The 1,985-nt window shown below is 36.1% G+C and carries 2 protein-coding genes; both read left to right on the forward strand.

What is annotated here, in order from left to right:
- Nucleotides 1–687: 687 nt before the first annotated feature.
- On the forward strand, nt 688–1,602 hold the full coding sequence (locus tag Q8907_16735) for a class I SAM-dependent methyltransferase (GenBank protein ID MDP4275915.1): 915 nt from the start codon (nt 688–690) through the stop codon (nt 1,600–1,602).
- 55 nt (nt 1,603–1,657) lie between these two features.
- The coding region (locus Q8907_16740; protein ID MDP4275916.1) for a hypothetical protein at nt 1,658–1,985 on the forward strand (328 nt) is incomplete at its 3' end.

A 1,985-nucleotide genomic window follows, 5' to 3' on the forward strand; every position in this document is an offset into this window, starting at 1 on the left:
TGTCGATTTAAGATCTTTAATCATCAAACAAATTTTTAGATGTCGTCCCTTCTTTAAATAAGGGGTAGTGAGAAATTTTTACAATTGTTATTATTATTCCTTCTAAATATTTAAAAGTAATTCATTAATAATTGTCAACTTAAAATATTTATTCTGAAGTGCTTTTAAAGCAAACAATTTTATAAATCCCTTTTACTATTTAAATATTTTAAACCTGTAAAAGTATAAAAGTTAAATTATTCCCGGAAATTGAACTATTTTTTATTTCATGGCCAGGGTTTATTTCGCAATTTTATAACAGACAATTGTTTAAAGTGGTTTGAGTTGGTTTGAGTTAGTTCAAGAGGTTCAATGTGGTTTGAAATACATTTACCACTAAGGCACAAAGGGCACTAAGAATACAAATTTCTTTGTGAACCTTGTGTAATCATTGTGTCCATTGTGGTTTAAGATAGTTTGAAAAAGTTCAAGGGGTTCAAAGGGTTTAAAGTTTCGGATCAGGTAGAAAATACGGTGACTGAGCGGAGCTAAAGCTACTTTGGAATTTTGTTTCCTGTATTTCGCTTTTCCGTTACATTTATTAATTTAAATTTGTCTGTTTTTTTAAGGTTAGTCGTTCAAACAACTTATATTTCTGAAGAACTGTAGATAAGGCTACAGAATATTAAATTAAATTTATAATCCGGCATGAACAACAATTACGAAACTTCCAATAATTATATAGACATTTTATCCTGTCCTGTTTGCGGAGAAAGCATCCATGAACCTCAATATCAGATACCGTATATAAGCACAAAACTGCCGGAGCTGCTTTCCATCAAAAATCCGAGGAAAATCTTCATGCAGAAATGTCCGGTATGCTCCCATAATTTTGCTTCGCCCATTATTAATCCCGAATTGATCGATCAATATTATTCAGGGCATAATTCTGAAATCTATGATGTCAATTGTCCCGATCCCGTTGACAAATCAAAGAGGCAAAGGAACAAGCTGAGAAGCATCATAGAGAAACTTCATCCTGAAGGGAATGAGATCCTTGATATTGGCTGCGGAACCAGTTTTTTACTGAGTTATTTCGACGGATCCAAGTGGGAACGTTACGGAGTGGAGCCTTCGCAATATGCCTCCGGATTAGCAGAAAGAAAGGGGATAAAGATACTTGGCCGTTATGTGGATGATGCCATCCAAAGCGGGAAAAAATTTGATGTGGTGGTAATGACCGATGTGATTGAGCATCTGCCCGATCCCAAACCCCTGCTGGAGGATGTCTGCAAAATACTTAAGCCCCATGGATACCTGGCCATTGAAACGGGAAACATTCACAGCCTTAATGCCAGGATCGCCAAATCGCACTGGTCCTACTTTAGTACCCAGGAACATGTTTCCTTTTACAATCCTGCAAGCATCAAGTATCTGTTGAAGAAATATGGTTTTCACGATATTCAGATCCGGCACAAATCCGCATTCGGAAACCGGCTGGCCAACCTGTATAAATTTCTTAAAAATATTCTGATCATTATTGCCCATCATACAGTCCTTCAAAATAAAAAATATTATCTGGCTTTGACATTCGACCATTTTACTATAATCGCAAAAAAATAAACCGTTTTTATGCTTGGTTCAAAACATATAAATTAGGCTGTTAAATTTGTTTTCCATGAATTTTCAGAAACTAAAAAAAATATTTCTTGCAATGGGCGGGAACCGTTCAGTGGTTAACCAATGGATGTTTCCCCATTTTATAAGTGAACTTGACAGATACGGAGTGGCTTTCGAGGTTTTTAACATCGATGAGACCAGGGATGATAATCCCGAAGAAGCTTTATTAAAAATGATCGATCATTCGAAGGAAGAGATATCGCTTTTCATGACATTCCTGCCCGACCAACGGTTATCGGTTGATACCATCAAAGCGATAAAAAAGAAAGGCATACCCACCCTTTTGTTTTGCAACGACAATCTTTCAATCCCTTACGATCATCAAA

This window comes from Bacteroidota bacterium (genome assembly GCA_030706565.1).
Taxonomy (GTDB): domain Bacteria; phylum Bacteroidota; class Bacteroidia; order Bacteroidales; family JAUZOH01; genus JAUZOH01.